This is a genomic window from Helicobacter sp. TUL, from assembly GCF_002287135.1.
In the GTDB taxonomy this organism is placed as follows: domain Bacteria; phylum Campylobacterota; class Campylobacteria; order Campylobacterales; family Helicobacteraceae; genus Helicobacter_F.
Map to the genome: position 1 here is coordinate 1 of NZ_NESU01000022.1, position 19739 is coordinate 19739.

20 protein-coding genes are annotated in these 19739 nt (G+C 32.4%); all 20 read left to right on the forward strand.

Annotated elements, in window-relative coordinates:
- Positions 1-11 precede the first annotated feature (11 nt).
- The 20 genes from B9T66_RS08175 to B9T66_RS08270 all read left to right on the forward strand — a co-directional run bounded on the left by B9T66_RS08175 (position 12) and on the right by B9T66_RS08270 (position 18983).
- Complete coding sequence (locus tag B9T66_RS08175; protein ID WP_095628483.1) at positions 12-353, forward strand: hypothetical protein; 342 nt, start codon at positions 12-14, stop codon at positions 351-353.
- Between the two features lie 11 nt (positions 354-364).
- Entirely contained in the window at positions 365-601 is a 237-nt protein-coding gene (locus B9T66_RS08180; protein ID WP_095628484.1) for a hypothetical protein, read from the forward strand.
- Complete coding sequence (locus B9T66_RS08185) at positions 598-954, forward strand: hypothetical protein (RefSeq protein WP_095628485.1); 357 nt, start codon at positions 598-600, stop codon at positions 952-954. The genes B9T66_RS08180 and B9T66_RS08185 overlap by 4 nt, the downstream gene beginning before the upstream one ends.
- A 10-nt stretch (positions 955-964) precedes the next feature.
- Positions 965-1321, forward strand: coding sequence for a hypothetical protein (locus tag B9T66_RS08190; RefSeq protein WP_095628486.1), 357 nt, complete (start codon positions 965-967; stop codon positions 1319-1321).
- The gene (locus B9T66_RS08915; RefSeq protein ID WP_180763378.1) at positions 1293-1466 is read left to right on the forward strand and encodes a hypothetical protein; all 174 of its coding nucleotides are present in this window, start codon (positions 1293-1295) and stop codon (positions 1464-1466) included. Before B9T66_RS08190 ends, B9T66_RS08915 begins: the two co-directional genes overlap by 29 nt.
- Positions 1463-1807 (forward strand): hypothetical protein, encoded by a 345-nt coding sequence (locus B9T66_RS08195; protein WP_095628487.1) that lies wholly within the window; start codon positions 1463-1465, stop codon positions 1805-1807. The genes B9T66_RS08915 and B9T66_RS08195 overlap by 4 nt, the downstream gene beginning before the upstream one ends.
- Positions 1808-1827: 20 nt before the next feature.
- Positions 1828-3270 carry a hypothetical protein gene (locus tag B9T66_RS08200; RefSeq protein ID WP_095628488.1) on the forward strand — a complete coding sequence of 481 codons (1443 nt, stop codon included), beginning with the start codon at positions 1828-1830 and terminating at the stop codon, positions 3268-3270.
- A gap of 9 nt (positions 3271-3279) precedes the next feature.
- A complete protein-coding gene (locus tag B9T66_RS08205; RefSeq protein ID WP_308201241.1) occupies positions 3280-3978 on the forward strand; it encodes a hypothetical protein in 699 nt (232 codons plus the stop codon).
- A 134-nt stretch (positions 3979-4112) separates the two neighbouring features.
- Entirely contained in the window at positions 4113-4640 is a 528-nt protein-coding gene (locus B9T66_RS08210) for a hypothetical protein (protein WP_257874666.1), read from the forward strand.
- Positions 4618-5562, forward strand: a complete 945-nt coding sequence (locus B9T66_RS09250; protein ID WP_257874667.1) for a lipase family protein — start codon at positions 4618-4620, stop codon at positions 5560-5562. Before B9T66_RS08210 ends, B9T66_RS09250 begins: the two co-directional genes overlap by 23 nt.
- Positions 5562-6152 carry a hypothetical protein gene (locus tag B9T66_RS08225; RefSeq protein WP_095628490.1) on the forward strand — a complete coding sequence of 197 codons (591 nt, stop codon included), beginning with the start codon at positions 5562-5564 and terminating at the stop codon, positions 6150-6152. The genes B9T66_RS09250 and B9T66_RS08225 overlap by 1 nt, the downstream gene beginning before the upstream one ends.
- Positions 6130-6543, forward strand: a complete 414-nt coding sequence (locus tag B9T66_RS08230; RefSeq protein ID WP_180763379.1) for a hypothetical protein — start codon at positions 6130-6132, stop codon at positions 6541-6543. Before B9T66_RS08225 ends, B9T66_RS08230 begins: the two co-directional genes overlap by 23 nt.
- Positions 6543-7064 (forward strand): hypothetical protein, encoded by a 522-nt coding sequence (locus B9T66_RS08235; RefSeq protein WP_143429122.1) that lies wholly within the window; start codon positions 6543-6545, stop codon positions 7062-7064. Before B9T66_RS08230 ends, B9T66_RS08235 begins: the two co-directional genes overlap by 1 nt.
- Positions 7065-7066: 2 nt before the next feature.
- Positions 7067-9067: a lipase family protein gene (locus B9T66_RS08240; protein ID WP_095628491.1), complete on the forward strand. Its 2001-nt coding sequence runs from the start codon at positions 7067-7069 to the stop codon at positions 9065-9067.
- Positions 9068-9078: 11 nt separating this feature from the next.
- Positions 9079-10665 (forward strand): hypothetical protein, encoded by a 1587-nt coding sequence (locus B9T66_RS08245; RefSeq protein WP_095628492.1) that lies wholly within the window; start codon positions 9079-9081, stop codon positions 10663-10665.
- Positions 10665-14210, forward strand: a complete 3546-nt coding sequence (locus tag B9T66_RS08250; RefSeq protein WP_095628493.1) for a hypothetical protein — start codon at positions 10665-10667, stop codon at positions 14208-14210. Before B9T66_RS08245 ends, B9T66_RS08250 begins: the two co-directional genes overlap by 1 nt.
- A complete protein-coding gene (locus tag B9T66_RS08255) occupies positions 14198-15592 on the forward strand; it encodes a hypothetical protein (protein WP_257874668.1) in 1395 nt (464 codons plus the stop codon). Before B9T66_RS08250 ends, B9T66_RS08255 begins: the two co-directional genes overlap by 13 nt.
- A 127-nt stretch (positions 15593-15719) precedes the next feature.
- A complete protein-coding gene (locus tag B9T66_RS08260; RefSeq protein WP_219350227.1) occupies positions 15720-16901 on the forward strand; it encodes a serine hydrolase domain-containing protein in 1182 nt (393 codons plus the stop codon).
- A 432-nt stretch (positions 16902-17333) separates the two neighbouring features.
- Complete coding sequence (tssG, locus tag B9T66_RS08265) at positions 17334-18353, forward strand: type VI secretion system baseplate subunit TssG (RefSeq protein ID WP_095628494.1); 1020 nt, start codon at positions 17334-17336, stop codon at positions 18351-18353.
- 120 nt (positions 18354-18473) lie between these two features.
- Entirely contained in the window at positions 18474-18983 is a 510-nt protein-coding gene (locus B9T66_RS08270) for an Hcp family type VI secretion system effector (RefSeq protein WP_095628495.1), read from the forward strand.
- The last annotated feature ends 756 nt before the right edge of the window (positions 18984-19739 follow it).

Sequence of the window (19739 nt, forward strand, 5' to 3'; positions counted from 1 at the left end):
AGTAGGATTCTATGAAAAAAGAAAAATTTGATTTTGGGATTTTTATCTTAGATTGCTTTATGTGTATTGGATTGATAGTGGTGTCTGTTATATTTGTTATACCATTAGGGTTGGTTTTTTCTGTCTTTATTGATGGATTCCATCTTATAAAATTTGAAGGTTTTTATGATTATTCTACACTTCTTACTCTCTCCCATACTCTAATGTTCGCACTATATTTCTTTTTAGAAAAGACAAATATCATACAATACAGAATCTACAAGCCAAGCTTTTGGTTTGTTTTTATAAGCATAAATAGCTTTTGGTGGTTTTTGGCTTATTGGTTAAGTCATAATTTTAAAGTATATTCATAAAGGAATTCTCTATGCAATATTTTGTAACACTATACATTCATCCAATGCAAGGCATCAATATCCCCCACGCCTTTTTAGGTTTGACACATACTCATCCTGATGAGCTAGATAAACTCAAAGATATTGATATATACAAATATCAAGTAGGATATGATTCTGATAAGCCCACGCTTATACATGTAAAAGATAAGTGGTATAATAATATTTATCCTAGCATATTAGATTCTAACTTTAAGGAAATCGTGTGAAAAAAGAAAAATTTGATTTTTCTAAATTTATCCTAGATTGCTTTGTGTGCGTGGCATTGATGATAGTGTCTGTTATTTTTTGCTCTATCTTAGTTTTTTTACTCTTTCAGTTAGTAGGATTATTGCTATATATTTTTGGTATAAAAACAGATCTTCATATATTGGGTGGTTTTGGTAATTTTTCTTTATTTTTCACACTCTGCCATACCTTAATGTTTATCATTTACTTCTTTTTAGAAAAGACAAATATCATACAATACAGAATCTACAAGCCAAGCTTTTGGTTTGTTTTTATAAGCATAAATAGCTTTTGGTGGTTTGTGGCGTATTTATTAAGCATTAGTAGTAAATAAAGGATTCCCTATGCAATACTTCGTAACAATCTATATCCACCCAATGAGTCTTAATGCGACAACAAACTTTAGTGAGGTTCTAGGTATCCCTCACGCCTTTTTGGGACTTACCCATACACACCCTGATGAGTTGGATTCACAAAGTAATATTGAGATAGAGAAATATTCTAATCCACGATATGATTCACTGATAGGCTATTATTTTAATACTATCAAAAAAGACAAAGGCAAATGGTATGAGAGAGTGTATCCTAGTATATTAAGCGATGAATTTGAAGGCGAAGGATTCTTTGGCTTTGGTCCCGTTACACACGATACAAATCATTGGGGCAAGGTGTATGAGAATAACCAATATGCACCAGAGTAATAATGTAGTCAATGAATATGTAGAGCCCTATTATTATAAAACACGCTCACTCTCTACCTTTTGGCAACAAAACTGCTGTGTGTTTGAAATCTCAAAAGAACAATATGAGGCAGTTTTAGAATCTATAAACAAGGAAATCGTGTGAAAAAAGAAAAGTTTGAGTTTTCTAAATTTATCTTAGATTGTTTCGTGTGCGTGGCATTGATGATAGTCTCCATTGCTATATTTATAAAACCACTTTATTATCTTTATGGTTTTTTTATTAGAAATGGTCTTAACATTATTGGTTATGATGGTTTTTATTTCATAGCTTTGCAATTTAATATTCTCTCGCTTGTTCCTTTTGCCATTATATATTTTCTCTATAAGACAAATAAGTTACAATACAGAATCTATAAGCCAAGCTTTTGGTTTGTTTTTATAAGCATAAATAGCTATTGGTGGCTTGCGGCTTATCATCTTGCTAATGGCGGTTTTAGCAAATAATTAATAACTAAGGATTTCCTATGCAATACTTCGTAACGATTTACATCGACACTATGAAACCAAAACTAGATTTTATACCCTTTACCATTCCTCACGCATTTTTAGGTTTAACTCATACGCACCCTGATGAATTAGATTCACAAAGTGATATTGAGATAGAGAAATATTCTAATCCACGATATGATTCTTTCATAGGTTGCTATTTCAATACTATCAAAAAAGACAAAGGCAAATGGTATGAGAGGGTATATCCTAGTATATTAAGCGATGAATTTAAAGGAGAAGGATTCTTTGGCTTTGGTCCCGTTACACACGATACAAATCATTGGGGCAAAGTGTATGAAAACAATCAATATGCACCAGAAGGCAATAATGTAGTCAATGAATATGTAGAGCCATATTATTATAAAACACGCTCACTCTCTACCTTTTGGCAACAAAACCGCTGTGTGTTTGAAATCTCAAAAGAACAATATGAAAAACTCTTAGATTCTATTAAAACAGAAGTAGAGCAGACAAGGAAAAGGACACCGAATTTGAAGCAAGATGATACGCAACTTGATAATCCTATCAAAAACTTATACTATAACTCAAATCCGATGAGTTCTGATCCTATCCACAACTGCGTTACTTGGGTTCTCAACAAACTAGATTCCATAGGTATAGAGATTATTGATAGCAAAGAGTGGCTGCCTGATGTAATCCCCAATCTTAGCCCTAGTGCCTTAGCAAGAAAGATGTTTATGAAATATGCCTTTGATATGGAAGCTAATTTTATCAATACTCTAAAAGATTCTCTTGCTGACCTCGCATATTACCATACTATCTTTCGCAAATTCCAAAGTATAGATTCTAACCTAGAATCTATCAAAGGAGCAAAAGCCTTTAGGATTTGGGCTAGAGGTATGATAGGCAATCGCTTTGTATGCAAACTAGACCAAAACTACAATAGACTTTCAAAACACGATATTACTTGCTCTAGTGAAGATGAGGGATTTGTAGCGACACTGCAATCGTGGAAAGAAAAGCTACAACACATAAGAGAGCAGCTACGATATGTGTATGCTATGCTTGATAAGATTCTAAGCTCTCAAATACAAAAGGCAGAAAAATTAGGATACACAAATATACAAGGGGATTTTACTTTTATTAGCTATGACAAACAATCGCATAAAATAGTGCTAAGAAGTAAAGATAAGGATTATGAGCCTTATGAGGAAAGTCAGCTTGACCCAAGCATACCTATGAATAATTGGACACTTAATCAATACGCTCCATATATCTTTAACCCCAAAGACACTATCCTTTCAAGATGTTTGTATAAAAACTATGATTATCCCTCTATCTCTCAAGGCTATACAGATTCTATCTTTCAAAGCTACCTTGCTATCCTAAGTGGCAACGATGATTTGAGATATTGGAGTGAAACACTCCATAAGATACGAAAAGCAGCCAACGCATAAAGGATTTTTATGACAAAGGCTACTTCTTTAGACACACAGCAAACTAGCACAGGACACAGAGAAACATTATATGCTTGTGATAACCAAATCATAGATTGCAAAGTTTTAGAATCTAAAGGCATAGATTCTATAAATTCCAAGCTATACTTTATGGGAATAGAACTCACAGGCGGCACAGAATCTAACAAACCCTATAACGAATGTTTTTTTGGTGAGTTAGATTCTAAAGATAATAATCTAGGCTTAGATGAATCTAAACCCATCTATCACTTAATCGGCGAAACAGACTATGACACAAAAGATTCTAAAGAGACTTTCACTCAAACCCTCCACATATTCCTCAATGGCAATACCCTTACCCTCCTTAATTACTCCCTCTTAGATTCTAGCCTTAATATCAAACTAGAATGTAACTCCTCTGAATCTAAAGAAATACAAGAAAAAGAAAAGACACAAAGAGAGCGAAAGCAACAAGATTCTAAAACAAAAGATTCTTCGCTTGTGGCTCGCAATGACAATCCTACAAGCACTGCAATGCTCCACCCAATACTAGAGGATAATGAGATTAAATGTCCTCATAATGGCATAGTCAAGCTAAAAGCTAATAAAGGCAAACCTTTCACTTCTAAAGGCATTCCCTTAGTCTTAGAATCTGATTTGCTAAATAGCTCTATCATAGGCTGTGCTAAATCCAAAAAGGTAGCCTAATGCTAATATATCTATTTCTTTTAATCTTAATCCCCACTATTCTTTCCTATCTCATACTTACATTCATTTATAGAATCCTCTTTAAATCCAAAAAGAAAGTTTCAAAGTTTTTAGTCTTTCTTGGAAGTATTGGATTGATTATTTTTTATTACACACCTTATTCCTACTACTTAGAGCCAAGTTTCCATAAGTTTAAAGAAATATGCCAATTAGACCCAGAGATTTATCAAGCTAATGGTGGTAAGCTTGATGGGGCATATTATAATAGCATTTTAAAGTATTTCAATACAGATATGGATAGCTTAGATTATAATAAATTTCAAGAGACAACAACATTAAATTTTCAACAGCAAAAGCCACCATATAAAAAAATGAAAGTTGCCGATAAAAACCTATATCTTTACTATCCATTGGAAATTTTGTATGATGCCGATATTCCTAATCGTATATCATTGGGAGTAAGTATAGTGTTTAATAACGATAAGCCAAAAAATAAGCAAGACATAGAAAGAATGTCTATAAGACCAGAATGGCAAACATTTCGAATAAAAGGTATAAAATGGGATATTGCTACAAGTGGAGATTTTAGAATGCCTACTAAAATTTTAGATTGCGATTATTTTAAGAAAGGAATCGACAATGAAAAACAAAGAGATAATTAATAACTTAAAAGACTATGCCGACTTAACAATGGCTTCCTATGGATATTTCCATTTGGCTAATCCAAGGTATGATTTTAATCAAAACGATACAGATAAAAAGAGATTAGAGTATTTTAGAGATATTATAGGCAATAACACCGCTTACCCCACTCACACCGACATACTCAATATGGAATACAAATATTTCAAAGACAAAAAGACAAAAGAAATACAAAATGGTTTCTTTGATGATGATTTCTTAGGTGGCGATTTCTCCCCAACCCAAGCAAAAAATTTCTTTGCAAAGTATCGTTTATTAATCCACCAGCCTAATACAGATTCGGGCTTTAGTGCAACTCTCTTTCAAAACAAGCAAACTAACGAATATATCTTATCCTTTAGGGGAACAAAGCCCGATGATATGGGAGATATAAAAGCAGACAAAGATTTATTTTTAGGCAATATCCCTAAAGAACAATATTTTGATATGCTTTTATTTTATAATCAATGTATAGGTAAGATTCCTTTTTATGTAACAAGTGAATCTAAACCCAAAGGGCAAGATACTTCTTTTATGTGTGATAAACTTGATATAAAATGTAGCCATAGTGTAGAGTATAAGCTATGGGAAAAACTCTATCAAAGAAGCACAGAATCTAAGTATAAACCCTATATAGTAGAGTCTCTACTAAAAGATTCTAGCTTACCTCCTATTCCCTCTAACTTCACTCCTCCCATAGATTCTACTACTAAGCTTACTATTACAGGACATTCTTTAGGTGGGGCTTTAGCTCAAATATTTGCCCTCTGTTTTGCTAATGGTTTAAACAAAGATTCCAAATCTAAAGATTCTAATGTTTCTACCACTGAAACTCATCAAGATTCTATCATCAATGAAGTTTATACTTTTAATGCACCTTTAGAATCTAGGAGTGTTGCCTAATGCTAATATACCTATTTCTTTTAATCTTAATCCCCACTATTCTTTCTTATCTCATACTTACATTCATTTATAGAATCCTCTTTAAATCCAAAAAGAAAGTTTCAAAGTTTTTAGTCTTTCTTGGAAGTATTGGATTGATAATATTTTATTATACGCCTTATTCCTACTACTTAGAGCCAAGTTTCCATAAGTTTCAAGAAATATGCCAATTAGAGCCAGAGATTTATCAAGCCAATGGTGGTAAGATAGATGAGGAGTATTATAATAAAGTGTTAAAGTATTTTGATACGAGTTTGGATACAATAGATTGGGAGTATGTGCAAGAGAATTTATCTCGCAATGATTGGGGAGATTATTTGTATAAATTTAAAAAGCATTATGATAGAATATACCACTCTTTTACTTTATTTTTTAATGATAATCAAGCAAGAAAAGATAATATTGAAACTATACTGTTTTATGCTAATTGGGATAAAGCAAGACCACTCCCAGCAGGTAATGAGGGAACAGGGTTTTTTTTAGGAAGTGTCCCAATAAGTTGCATATATTTTAAAAAAGGGCTAAATAATGAAAAACAAAGAAATGATTAATAGACTAAAAGATAACGCAGAGTTAGCAATGGCAGCTTATGGCTATTTCCACTTAGCAGATTCTAAGTATGATTTTAATAAAGATAACACAGATACAGAAAGATTAGAGTATTTTAGAGAATTAAAAGATGATAAAACCCAATCTTTATTCCCCACTCCCACCGACATTCTCAATATAGAATACAAATACTTTAAAGATGAAAATGACAAGCCTCAAGATTCTTGGTATCATAAACACTTCTTAGGTGGTGACTTCACCCCCACCCAAGCAAAAAGATTCTTTGAACGCTATGATATATTAATTCATCAACCAAATACAGAATCAGGATTCTCTGCTACACTCTTTGGAGAAAAAAGAAAGCAAACCAATACAGAATCTAAGGTAGCGTAATGAAAAAACTTCTGCATTTCTTAATCTTAACTCTTATCACATTATGTTTTAATGGTTGTTTTTGGGGGCGAGGTTGGCTAATGCCTTATTCTTTTCAGCCTAGTTATCATAAGTTTAAGAAAATGTGTAAATTAAATGAGTTACCAAATGATGAATATAAATATAATAAGATTCTAGCCTACTTTGATACAGATTTAGATAGGTTAGATTGGGAGGAGTTGAATCGTGAGGCACAAATAGCCTACAATTCGCGTATCACGATTGATTATAGAGCAAAAACAATTAATTATTCCCATAATATTCCCAAAAATAAAGGTAGATTGGGTTATAATTATGTTTTTTTATATCCAAATTCTAAAGAGAGATTTTCTAAACAAAATTTGCCTCTGATAGGGGTTTTAGCTACTTGGCACTCCAAACGCTACTATCTAGCAGGCAATGAAGGAAGTGGTTTTTATTGGAGTGAAAATATTTTAACTTGCATTGATGTGGGTGCAAAAATACAATACATTAAGGAGTAATAATGCAAAATAAAATATTAATTAGCAAATTAAGAGACAATGCAGAATTTGCAATGGCTTCCTATGGATACTTTCATCTCACTGGGAAAAAATTTAAAGACAGACAAGATGAGCAAGGGAATCTTTTAACTATCACCCTCCACGACATCTTAGATTCCACCTACAAAGGCTACAAAACCCCAAACCATAAGCTTGGTAATCCAGAGGAACTAGATGGCGATATGACTCCAACTCAAGTTAAAAGATTCTTTGAAAAGTATGATGTACTTATCCACCAACCAAATACAGAATCAGGTTTTTCAGCTACCTTATTCCAAAATAAAGAATCTAAAGAATACACCCTAGCCATAAGAGGAACAGAGTCAAGTAATATGGGTGATATAAAAACTGATATGAATCTTATGGCGGGAAATCTCCCTAAGAAACAATATTTTGATATGCTTTTGTTTTATAATCAATGCATAGGCAAGATTCCTTTTTATGCAGAAGGAGATTCTATGCCTAACAATAAAGATTCTTTAGAATACAAACTATGGAAAAAACTCTATCAAAGAAGCACAGAAGCTAAGTATAAGCCTTATATTACCCAATCTCTTTTACAAGATTCTACACAAAACCCCACTCCCTCAAATTTCACTCCTCCCATAGATTCTACTACCAAACTCACTCTTACAGGACATTCTCTAGGTGGTGCTCTCACTCAAATGTTTGTATTATCCTTTGCAGATTATGCTAAAAGAGATTGTGGAATCATTAATGAAGTTTATACTTTTAATTCTCCGGGTGCTAGAGAGCTTAATCCTCTAAGCTATGGTATCCTTGAGATTTCTCTCCCCAACCTCTCCTCGTATGATAAAGACTCAAAGAAACAATATATTAGAGATTTTATAAGAACTTTGGATATAAACTTTGTAGAAGCACGAATGCAACAAGAGAGAATTCCACAAAATGATATAATGTGGAGATTGCCTCACAATCTGTATTATAAGCTTTATAGTTTGGCAGAAAATGCTAAAGAGGCTTTGCATATCTATCTTAGCGTGGATATAGAATATGAGGAAAAACCAGCAGGAAGCATGGAGGAGAGAGAGTATTACGCTACTTTGAAACAGATAGATTCGTATTATGCTTTAGCCTATAAGACACTGATAGACAACTACTATTTCCACAAAGAGCAAAAGCAAAGAGTAGATATAGGACTACCAACTCATCACATCGAAACCGATAGCGATAATAATCCAAATAATCTTGAAAACAAGCTCATACAGAATCTAGGGGAGGATATAGAGGGTAAGCATTATTATCTCAATATCGGTATAGATGTAGAGGGTATGGAGAGACACTCTATCAAAAGCTCTGTGATTATATTGTATTTCTATGAGTATCTCTTAGACTTAGGGGCAAATAGAGAAAAGCTCTCAAATCACATCAAGGACTTAGAATCTAACCCCCTAGATTCTGCTACTCTACACTATATAGGATACAAGGCAAGTAAAAATAAAGGCAAATATCAGCTTATCACGGCTTTATTTAATGACTTTATGCAGTGGAATTATAATTCATTAAAAGAAGTGAATAAAGAAGTGTTAAAAGAAGTCAAAAAAGAATATAAAGAACGAAAAAAGACCAATAAAGACACACCAAAGCCACCAAAAAAGATATTCCCCTTAGTCTATCTCTTGAGCGAAGTAAGCTATATAGCAAGGTTTAAAGATAGTAAGAAAATACAAGAATTTGATTTATACAAAATGATAGATTCTATCACACAATTACAAGAGGCAAAACTCTATGTAAAAGTCCTAGATAAAGCATTCTTTGATGGATTAGAAAACAAGCAATGCAGTGTGGCAGAATTACGAAGTGTGCTAAAATGTCAGCCCTTTATAGTAGTTGATGAAAATAACCAAGAAGTGCTAAATGAAAGCAATAGAGCGGAAATCTTTTACTATAAAACCTTTAATAATCTAGTCTCGCAAATTTTGCAATCTTATAAAACTGCTTAGGAATGTAAAGAATGAATGAATACCAAAAAGCTTATCTAGCCTTAAGCAAGGCATTGCTATTTTGCTCAAATCCTTTAGTTATTGCTCCAAAAACTCCTTTTAATACCACAGAAAATCTCCATAGCTCTTTAAGAAGTAAAATCTTTTATGATAAAGAAAATGACAAGGTTTATATCTTTGCCTACCATAATGATATGCTTGATTGTAATACATTGCTAGAGGATATACGCACACTTACTAACCAAAATCAACAAAGCTTGCAAGATTATGATATTGCTATCTTTTTAGATTCTACTCTTTTATTAGGCTCCAAAGAATCCCCTAATAATCCGTTATTCTTTGGAGAATTAGACAAAGAGGGAGTGTTTATAGAATCTAAGCCTATCTATCACTTAATCGGTGAAACAGACTATGACACAAAAGATTCTAAAGAGACTTTCACTCAAACCCTCCAAATATTCCTCAATGGCAATACCCTTACTCTCCTAAACTACTCCCTTTTAGATTCAAGTCTCAATATCAAACTAGGATGCAATTCCTCCGAATCTAAGGCAATACAAGAAAAAGAGAAAGCACAAAGGGATAAAGATTCTTCGCCTTTGGCTCAGAATGACAAAAGTCAATCCACCTCTATGCTTCACCCAATATTAGAGGATACTGAAATAAAATGTCCTCATAATGGAGTAGCACAACTAAAGAGTAATAGGGGTAAGTCTTTTACTTCCAAAGGTATTCCTATGGTATTAGAATCTGATTTATTACATAGCTCTATCATAGGTTGCACTAATCCATTGCTAAGTGGAGGACCTTGCACTATGGTAGCTACTATACTCCCAAATGCTAGAGGATTAAAAAAGTTTAATGATGATTATCCTATTATGCAAGATTTAGTCTCTAGTGGTGTAATGAGTGATAAAGGATTTCCTCTTATTTGCACACCTAAAGAAAATACTTTTAGGATAAACTCACCAAATCCTAGTAATGCTAATACACAAAGCAAAGAAGCATTACTTGCAACAATAAAACTTACTAAACCACTACTAAGATTGTATTATAAAGAACACACAAAGCAAATAGATAATATCCCTGTGCATAGATACAAAATTAATGATATACTACAAGAGAGCGATACACCTTTTGGATTGCTAGAGCTTGATATGCACAAAGATTCTAAAGATTTGCAAGATACAGACTTACAAGCACATCTTCAAGCCTCTTATCCTAAAGATTATGAATTTAAAGAAATAGATGTAACCATAGGAATACATCGCCTTGCTCTTGTATTCATTATCCGACAAACAATTCCAAAAGTCTATAAGCAAGCTTACAAAGAATATGAATACAAAGAATATGGTGTAGGAATATATAAACAACTCTTAGAATACTCTAAAGATATACAGCATAATAAAGAATCTATGGAGAATCAAGAGAACTCCTTGCAAAGTATTGTTATTACACACACAAGAGTTTTTTTAGCTCCTTATGGAGCAAAAAAACTAAGCTTTGAATTCGCTAATGGATTAGATTCTATAATAGAGGAAAAAGAGGGTGTGTTAAAAATACATCTTATAAATCAAATAGTAAAAAAAGGCATATAATGGATAACACAGATATAAAATTTATATATACGCAAGAACAGCTATTACAAACAATCAAGGAACATAGCCAAAAAGCTAAAACAATACAATTGTATTGCACAAACTTTGAATCGTATTATCATCATAGAATAATGAATGGGACAATAGAATTGTTTGAATATCAGCTTGTCCAGCATCTCCTAAATTTAGCACAAAACACTGATATCGAGATAGAAGTATTTAGCTACAATAGTCCTGATATCAAAAATATTATTGCACAATCATCACGAGCAACATATTACCTTGATAGTAGTAAGAAAATAAACGATACACCAACAAACAAGAGTATCTGTGTGTATAATATGCAAACAGCACAATCAAGTATTTTATGTAACTTCGTAAAGTCTTTGTGCGACAAGCTACCAAATCAAAATATAGAATCTCTCTCTGAAGCCATAGATGAATTTATAAAACAAACTAATAGTTATGAAGCCCTCCTGAATTCTATAGATGAACAACTAAAAAAACCTTTTATACAAAAGACCAAACAACTTAATGAGCTTGAATATCTCGGCAACATACAAGATTTGGAAAATAGCTTAAATATTGTATTTGATGAGCTAAACCAATCAATTCAAAAGATTTATCAAGATGGGAACTCTCAGATATATAAAGAAATAGTAAATTTTTTCTTTAATATTATTGATATTTTCAGCATCAAAAAGATATTTGCTAAAAGCAATCTATTGCTATTTGGTGCCGACATATTATTTGAAGGGAGCAAAACACTGAGTAATATCTTGGAATGGGCAGATTCGAAGTATAGCTACGCCATTTCAAACTCTATTCTTAAACCATTAACGCAAGAGATTGCGCCGCTCATCACTCTTTTTGAAAACCACACTCTACATAATACACTTATCATAGATGATACAATACTTATTGATTTTTCGGGATTAGGCACACAAACAAACGAGATTCCAGTCACACTCAAGCAAAATTTGGGAGTTTGCTTACAACTACAAAAGCCAGAATTATCAATCAAAGATCTAGTGCATGATAATGAAAAGTTAGTATTTCAAAATAAAACAATAGGTATATATGGCAAAGGAAAAATTTGTGAGTTTTTACAAAATCAAATGTCAACATCAAAGAATCGCTTTGCTTATATTGAAAGTCCATTTTTTAATTCAACCAAGCTTGTAGAACTCATTAAGGAGGAACAAAATAAAAAAGAAACCGATGAATCCAAACAAGGTTTTAATTATCTTGTTATTAGTAATGCTCCATATAAGCATAATGCAGGATTAAGTGCAACGCTTATCAATACATTAAACAATACAATCTTTTATGGCAATTCATCTTTGAAAAATACAAATACTATGCTTCATCAAAAACCTGACAAAGATTATAATGCAGTAGTCGATTATAGCAAATATCAAATCAAAATCAATGCAACTAAAAAAGAAGCTTATGTGCTTAATTTAAGTCCATTTGTGCATATAGACAAACAACAATATCTTGAATACAAGAAGTTATATGATGAGTATATCTCCTGGGAACAACAAGCTTATTTAGGAATGGGAGAGATGTTGTTTTCCACATTTCCAAATAATAAAGATCAAATGCAAAAAATTGCAAGTTATCAATACATACAATCTTTTTTTAAGCAACCTATGGATAAAAAAGAGATAGTGGAAAAAGAAGAACAATATTTCAAAGAAAGTATAGCCTGTTTGCGAGGATATATTAAAAGTATGATTACAATCAAAGATATAGACTATGATATATACCATTATGGATATGAATATGAAGAGCCAAAACGCTCTTATTCCGCTCTAGAGGTCCTCTTATTAGCCTTAAGCTATTATGTGATAAAAAACTTTTATAGTGGAATTAAAACGGATCCACAATGGCTTTTTATATGGAGTTATGAATACATAAAGATAGCTGATGAAGAAATTAATATGCTTTCTAAAGATTCATATATTGAAACATTAGATAATAATAATATCCCCATTTGTTTTTCTATCAAACAAAAAGAAAATAATAATCAAATTTTTTGTATAGAAGAATTTGTTCTTGCTATAGAAAAAAGCGAGCAACACAAAGATTTAAGCCAAGAAGATCAAGAAACACTGAATATGTTATTTGAAAATATAGAATCTCATGATGATTCTAACACAAATGATGATATATTTCAAAATATCCAAGACAATCTACAAATAATAGATAATAAACTCTCACAAATCAAGCAGCAACAAGAACAACAAACACAAATTGATAATCAAAAAATTTTAGAAGAGATACTTAAAAACTTTATCACAGCATATTTCCCATTTTCTAGCGTATTCTTTAATCTCTCAGGGATAGATATAATACACAAACTCACAAAAACACTTTTAAAACTTAGCTTCTCACAAAAATTAAGCACCTTCCTTATTGAAGAGCTTGGCTTTTTATATCTTGCTACAATTCTAACCTCTAGCGAGAAACAAATATATATTTCACAGCCAAAAGCCAACAATTCTAGAGCTAATGCAAAATTAAAACAAATCAAGAAACAAGCTTTTATCCAACTTGCCAGAATCCATAAAACACAAGCATTTGAGATTATTGCGCTAGGAGATATTACAAACAACCCAAAGATAAAATCCCTTGAAGATAGGTTACAAACAAAATACACAGATATTAATGATAAACAAAAACAAAAGGCAGCAATCGAAAAAGAAATCATCAAACAAAAAGGCTTATTTGCAAAAGAGTTTATTACAGATACATTTAAAGACTTTGCAAAAGGTCTACCCCAAGCAATGGCACTTAATATCTTTAATCAAACCTTTGTCACAGAATACGAAAAAAGCAAAAAAGAATTTGAACGATTGCAATTTATCAAACTCAACTACAAATACAATTACCCATATGCACTACAAAGGGATGAGGGAGTGTATTATCCCATGATAGTTCATAATACTTTTTTCTCGTTTAATTTGTATGATATGGTGATAGGAGGGAGATTAAAAACAGGAGGGCTAGGAGTGCTAGATGCTCTATTTTATCATTTAAGCAATGCTTCACCCAAGCAAGCTTCAGACTATCTCTTGCAAAAGCTACTAGGTTATATCCTTTTAGATGAGCTAAGAGGAGTGAGCAAGGATACAAACTATTACATCAATGATATAGATTTTTTTGCAAATGGCACAAATAAGGCAAGTCTAGAGATTTTAAAAAATAAAAAAGAGCTTTATAAGCTAAGAGATGAAAACAAATTGCAAGAATTTAAGAAATTAGACGCAAACGAAGGAGAGAAAGCCATAGATTGTTATAATGCTTGTATAGACATACTCAGTGATTTTATTAATGGCAACATCAATACAAATACAAAAACAAATACATATCATGCAAAATATAGAGAATTATTAGAAAAACTAAACATCATAGGGCATAATAATATTAAAGCAATATATTATGGGCTAAGCGGTGAAGAAAAAGGCAAAAAGCCGCCCAAATCCATAGGACGCTTAGCTACTACAATAATAATGGAGGATGGATTATGGATAGGATAGATAGACGAAAGTTTTTACATACAATATCTGTATTAGGATTAGGGATATTGGGTGGATATAGTGTCGTTGGTTGTGGGAATTCAAACAATAAGGAGAAAGCAATGACAACAAAAGATATGTTTGGTAATACCATAGAGTTAGATTCAAATGGTAGAGTGATTGTAAGGAATTATAGATATGATGTTGAAACTATTTTTGATGATGAAAGGAAGAAAATTGTTATAGATGATAAAGATTTCTTGCAACAAGAAATCTTAAGAGCCACAAACCTACTAAACCAGACAAACGAGATTCTTGATTCTTCCCCCTATGCCAATTACAAACCTATCTACTTTGATCCAAACCTTAAAACAAATCCAAATCATCTTAAAGAGTATCAAGCACTTCGCAATCTCTATCTTACACAACCTCCTATAGGTGCTATAGCTCCTTGGACTAAAGCTGAAAAAGCCTATTATGAATCACTAAAAACAAAAAGAGAAAGATATCAATATTTAGTGATTAGAAGTGGGATAAGAAGCTCTGTCATAGATATACCATTAGATGCTATAGCTAATGTAGATGAAAATGGAAAACTTATTAATGAAGAGTATAGAGAACTCTATGAAATAGTAGAGGCAAATAGGGGAATGGCTCATATAAGTGATGGATCTTTAGTAGAGGCAGAGTGGGAAATAGCAGCAGGTATGCTAGGAGATATAAAGGGGTTTAGTGCAATACGAGTGGATGGCTTTACAGCAAGAACATATCAAAAAAGAGTGTTGGTGCATCAATTAGGTGAGATTTGGGAGAAAGGATATTATACAGATGGCTATTTTTTTTATGGCACATATGAAAATCCATTGCGAAAAGCACAAATGATGAGTCTAGCCAAAAAGATAAAGCCAGATAGATTTGGTATGTATCCCTATATTGATGAGATAATGGGGGTAGATTGGATAATGGATTATGGTAGATATGTTATGTATGAAGATGTGATGAGGGAACTTGATGATGAACTTATAGCAGGAAAACTACTAGATCCAAGAGATCCTAGAGCTACAGAACAAACAAGAAGAGAGTTTATGAACAGAACCAAATTCTTCTTACAGAGAAGAGCTGAAGCATCAGCATTGAACTTTCCATATTTACCAGAATTTAATGCTCGGTTTGAAGACAATTTGAAAAATGTATATGCTAAAATTCGTTCTATTACTCCCCCACAAGGCTATCCTAATGCACCTACTTACTACATACCAGAATATTTAGATGAACTCTATGAAGCAGGCAAACTAGATAAAAAACTAAACCCCACAATCCCAGCTATATATAGAGAATCTTTCCCACAAGAATTGCGTGATAAGATACAATCTTATGCCAAAAAGCATAATATAAAGGAATAAAATAAATATAAATGTGGATTTATGCAAGAAAAAGTGTCTTATAGCGCTATGAATTTATATGTCTCATTCTGATATAATTCACACATTAAACCAACTTAGGAGTAAGTATGCCCCATTTTAAGATAGATTGCATAACGATTTAGATAAAGCCTTAGAATCTGCGGTAAATGTCGCTGGTGGAATACCTGGTGTTGTTGCCATGCTCACTGATAAACAGGCAAATATTTATGAAGGGGCATTAGGCAAATTATCTCTTGATTGTGATGAAAAGATAAATACAGAAAGTGTTTTTAATGCATTTTCTACTACTAAAGCATTAGTTGGTGCATTGTTGTTTACATTGATTGAAGAAAATATTGTGAAACTAGATGATTTGGCAAAAGAATATTTGCCTGAAATTGCTGATATAGAGGTTTTAGAGGGATTTGATAAAGACTCAAAGCCAATTACAAGAAAAGCTAAAAACGATATCACATTAAGGCATTTAGTGTTGCATACTGCGGGATTTGGCTATGAATTTTTTAATAAGGAAGATCTAGCCTATAGACAATACTATTCAATTCCATCAGTTGTAACTAATACCTTAGAGTCACTGCAAAGTGTCTTGTTATTTGAACCTGGCACATCTTGGAATTATGGAATTAACATAGATTGGCTAGGTCTAGTCCTAGAAAAAGCTACTTCAAAGCATTTAAGTGTTTTATTAAAGGAAAAAATCCTTGAACCCTGTAATATGCGTGATACTGTTTTTGATCTAACAGATAGTCTAAAACAACGCTTAGCAATCATTCACGTTAGAGATCAAAGTGGCAAATTATCTCCTGCTAGAGACATAACTTTACCCAATCCTTCTCCCATAGATATGGGAGGTCATGGTTTACATTGCACAGTAACTGATTACATGAAGTTTATCCGAATGATTCTCAATGATGGTGTTGGTGAAAATGGCAGAGTGCTTTCACCACAATCTATTAATTTTATGTGTATGAATGGTATAGGCACTCTAAGATGTCAGGGTTGGGATAGTGCTATACCTTTATTTACTAATAAAGGAGAATTTTATCCATCGACACAAAAATCATGGGGCTATACATTTCAAATCAATGAGGAAATGACCAACACTGGACGTCCAGCTCATACTATAATGTGGGCTGGTATATCCAATCTGTTTTATTTCATAGATCGAAAAAATGGCATTGGTGGTTTTTGGGCTTCTGAGGTGTTGCCGTTTATGGATCCCTCATCTTATGGTGGATTTCTCCAATTTGAAAGTTCCATATACCAAAACTTACTAGATAAAAAAGTATAATGAATAGATTACATGCATGTATTCTTGCAAAAAAATAATAGGATTTATTAGGGTAGGGTAATTGCTTTAAAATCCCAAGCCTTACCACAAAAACAAATAACGTCCACTAATCAATCTTAGCTCTAGCTATTTATTGCTAGAGAATATATACCCTTATCTAACAATATATATCTTATAGGGACTGACTTACTAATAATCTAAAATTTCTTTTGATGTTATTTAATTAGCGATATAACAATGTTTTTTGCTAAAATTTATGGTATGCTACAGAACAGAGAATACAAATAAGGTCTTATTATACTTGATAACTATAGATTTTTATAATCCAAGTGAGCTGATATAAAACTATAATACAAAATTATTAAAATAAAAAAGATACGAGGTCTTGTAATAGAGATTGATATATAAATAAATGCGACATAAGGGACTCATATGACTTTTTATACACTTCTTACTTCCTTGCTTAATACATATAGTAAGGAGCAAATATTTTTGCGTACTTCCCAATCTTTAGGTCATGCCTATAAAGAAATTGATATTCCCACCATACAAGAGAATGAAAACAATCACTATAATCTCTCACATGATTCAAATCATACCAAAGAAACTTTTTACTCTCATTCCCACAACGAGCAATCTCTGCCAACTTATATACAAACTTGTAATTCCGATAAAGATTCTGACAAGTTTGTGGAAGTAATGACATATTTTTTTGGGTTATTTGGTGCTAATTCACCACTACCAAATTATATTTTAGATAAATTTGCAAATATTCAAGATGATCATGAGGGATTTAGTCTGTTTTTTGATTTTTTTAATAATCATTTTTTGTGGCTTTTATATGAAAGTGCTGCATTAAGAAGTTACCCTCGATCTTTTCGTTCAACTCTTGATGATAGAATCTCACAAATTCTTCTTTCCTTATTGGGTTTACGTGACACAAACCTTGCCAAAGAATATCTGCCATTTGCTCCCTTAATTTTGAGTCTTAGAAAACCAAAATCCTATATTGAACAAGTGCTACAACATCACCTCAAACTTCATTGCAGGGTTGAGATTATAGAAAATATTCCTCAACAAATTCCAATTATCCAATCACAAAAAAATATTTTAGGGCACTATAACAATATACTTAAGGAAAACTTTGTATTGGGTAGCACCAGTCTTTCTCATCAAAATAAAATATGTATAACCCTACACAATATATCTTATTACGAAGCCTTACTTTTTCTGCCTACACAAGAAAAATATAATAAACTAAAAGAGAGTATTATTTTCCTCACAAATAATACATTGAGTGTTGATATAGCCTTGCACACCAAATACCACAAAAAGATGCATTATGTGCTAGGTGATAATACTTGTGCAAAGTTAGGATTTGGAATTCTAGGAGATATGTCCCACACATTGCCACAATCCTATTATGTATGGCTCATGTCCCTTTGTGAATAAACCTTGTTATTTTTCAAATATTTTGTGATATAATGAAGTATCTTAGTGCAAAATTAAAGGGTAGATAAGCTTGTATCTAAACTTTTAGCTTTAAGATATAAATCTCAACAAAGGATTCGTATGGCACAGCCAGCATATATTAAAATAGAAGGTTCTACACAAGGTCTCATATCTAGCGGAGCTTCGACACAAGAGAGTATTGGCAATAGATATCAAGCAGGGCATGAGGATGAAATTATGGCTCAAGAAATTTCCCATATCGTAACTGTTCCAACAGACACCCAAAGTGGGCAGCCATCAGGGCAGAGAGTGCATAAGCCTTTTAGCTTTACTTGTTCTCTTAACAAAGCGGTTCCATTGCTTTATAATGCACTTACCAAGGGAGAAAGACTTCCGAGAGTCGAAGTACATTGGTTTAGAACGTCAAGTGATGGTGGAGCAGAACATTACTTTACAACTATTTTGGAAGATGCAATTATCACGGATATAGCACTTGTTATGCCAAATGCCCAAGATAGATCCAACAACGACAAAACAGAATTATTTACAGTATCTCTCAATTATAGAAAAGTTGTTTGGGAACATATTGCAGCTGGAACAAGTGGCAGTGACGATTGGAGAAACGCGTAATCTACATTTTATGAAAAGCAAGATGTCATTATCCATAATTTGGGCTTGATATCCATATATGGGTTTTGACATCTATTTTTTGCTCTTTGGTATTTACCAAAGTAGTATCCCATGTAGTCAGTCTCTTACTACACTTTTGTCTTATCCCTCCATACTTTTTATACCTCCTAAATTACAACCAAAACAGATGTAAGAGAAAAGATAAGTGCAACTACGATTCATCTCTTTAATGGCATTTTTCTTGCTTTCAACTGCAGGGAATAGTGTGGTAAATACCTATAAACACAAAGCGAATTATTTCGAGCAAATGAAAAGTCTATTGAATTGGTGGGCTAATTTTTTGGACAAGCTTAAAAACTCGCAAGGAAGGGAAGTCTGATGAATTGTTTTAATAATCTTTTAATAAAATCTATTTCTATTTTTAGAATGCGCACTATGCGAGAATACAAGTCAAGCTCATTCTCCCACAACTCCACCAAACTGCGTATTTTTCTCATTTTTTCCTTCTTTTTTATAAATCCTACAACATCGATACACAGGCACTTTTATGGGTTATAATTGCGTATTTTTTATCCATTTTAGATGGTGTCCAAAATTTAGTATAAAATGTTATAAATGTATAAAAATATTCTCTATCCTTAGGGCTCTAAAGCCCTATAAATAGGTATAAAATGATATAATTGTATTTTGAAGCAAAACAAAATGTTTTAATAATCTTTTAATAATCATCTACGAACTGGAATTCAAAATTTTATT

Excerpts from the sequence above, each read along its gene's own strand:
- B9T66_RS08225 (WP_095628490.1), top strand. The coding sequence starts at position 5,562 with ATGCTAATATACCTATTTCTTTTAATCTTAATCCCCACTATTCTTTCT.
- tssG (WP_095628494.1), top strand. The coding sequence starts at position 17,334 with ATGACTTTTTATACACTTCTTACTTCCTTGCTTAATACATATAGTAAG.
- B9T66_RS08200 (WP_095628488.1), top strand. The coding sequence starts at position 1,828 with ATGCAATACTTCGTAACGATTTACATCGACACTATGAAACCAAAACTA.
- B9T66_RS08915 (WP_180763378.1), top strand. The coding sequence starts at position 1,293 with ATGAGAATAACCAATATGCACCAGAGTAATAATGTAGTCAATGAATAT.
- B9T66_RS08180 (WP_095628484.1), top strand. The coding sequence starts at position 365 with ATGCAATATTTTGTAACACTATACATTCATCCAATGCAAGGCATCAAT.
- B9T66_RS09250 (WP_257874667.1), top strand. The coding sequence starts at position 4,618 with ATGAAAAACAAAGAGATAATTAATAACTTAAAAGACTATGCCGACTTA.
- B9T66_RS08190 (WP_095628486.1), top strand. The coding sequence starts at position 965 with ATGCAATACTTCGTAACAATCTATATCCACCCAATGAGTCTTAATGCG.
- B9T66_RS08205 (WP_308201241.1), top strand. The coding sequence starts at position 3,280 with ATGACAAAGGCTACTTCTTTAGACACACAGCAAACTAGCACAGGACAC.
- B9T66_RS08240 (WP_095628491.1), top strand. The coding sequence starts at position 7,067 with ATGCAAAATAAAATATTAATTAGCAAATTAAGAGACAATGCAGAATTT.
- B9T66_RS08235 (WP_143429122.1), top strand. The coding sequence starts at position 6,543 with ATGAAAAAACTTCTGCATTTCTTAATCTTAACTCTTATCACATTATGT.
- B9T66_RS08175 (WP_095628483.1), top strand. The coding sequence starts at position 12 with ATGAAAAAAGAAAAATTTGATTTTGGGATTTTTATCTTAGATTGCTTT.
- B9T66_RS08250 (WP_095628493.1), top strand. The coding sequence starts at position 10,665 with ATGGATAACACAGATATAAAATTTATATATACGCAAGAACAGCTATTA.
- B9T66_RS08255 (WP_257874668.1), top strand. The coding sequence starts at position 14,198 with ATGGATAGGATAGATAGACGAAAGTTTTTACATACAATATCTGTATTA.
- B9T66_RS08270 (WP_095628495.1), top strand. The coding sequence starts at position 18,474 with ATGGCACAGCCAGCATATATTAAAATAGAAGGTTCTACACAAGGTCTC.
- B9T66_RS08245 (WP_095628492.1), top strand. The coding sequence starts at position 9,079 with ATGAATGAATACCAAAAAGCTTATCTAGCCTTAAGCAAGGCATTGCTA.
- B9T66_RS08230 (WP_180763379.1), top strand. The coding sequence starts at position 6,130 with ATGAAAAACAAAGAAATGATTAATAGACTAAAAGATAACGCAGAGTTA.